A 718-nucleotide genomic window follows, 5' to 3' on the forward strand; every position below is an offset into this window, starting at 1 on the left:
CCTTACATTGAGATGCAATTCACGTGTGGCGTGAATCACGCATTACTTGAAAGTGTTAAGAAGGGTGGGGGTGCTTGGAGGCATTTGTGAAGAGAAGCACCCCCATATGTAAAAAATCTGTAAGTTTATTTTTTAGATGTGCTTAATTTCATATTTCCAATCAGGCAATTGAGTAAGAGCTAATGCGAGTTGTCCTCTATGACACATGCATACATTGGCTTCAAAACAGGTGATTGCAACGCGCTTTTTGTTTAAAAACATTTGATATAATTTGTTTATTGCACAAGAATTATTCTTGAGAGTTGTATTTCGATAATTTTTAAAAAGGCGGTCATAATCTTTTTGTGTTTTCAAATTTCTTCGTTTTTCAGAGGCAATTCCAAGTTCAGGCATATGCATATATTCAATATCAATGTTGCTTACAGCTTGCTCTAATTGTCTTTTTGAAAATCCGTGTTTTCTACTTATTGGATTTTTACGAACATCACATAAAGTTTTGATATTGTTTTCTATGAGACAACTAAGATAATTCTCAAGGGACCTACCTTCATAGCCAATGGTAAAAAAACAAAATTCCTCATCTTTAGCAGGCTGTATGATAATATGTTTGATGTTACACACGTTTAATTTCCTTAATAAATGGGTGGGGGTGCTTGTAGATATGCGGGGAACAAAACACCCCCATAAGGTTAAGCAGCTTTTGTTGAGAGTTGTTTTA

1 protein-coding gene is annotated in these 718 nt (G+C 34.8%); it reads right to left on the bottom strand.

Annotated features, from left to right (window positions below):
• Positions 1-132: 132 nt before the first annotated feature.
• Positions 133-621, bottom strand: coding sequence for a DUF488 family protein (locus ACFIKJ_RS09555; protein WP_375653956.1), 489 nt, complete (start codon positions 619-621; stop codon positions 133-135).
• Positions 622-718 lie beyond the last annotated feature (97 nt).

The organism is Bartonella sp. PS7NMGDW (assembly GCF_042193585.1).
Classification (GTDB): Bacteria; Pseudomonadota; Alphaproteobacteria; order Rhizobiales; family Rhizobiaceae; genus Bartonella; species Bartonella grahamii.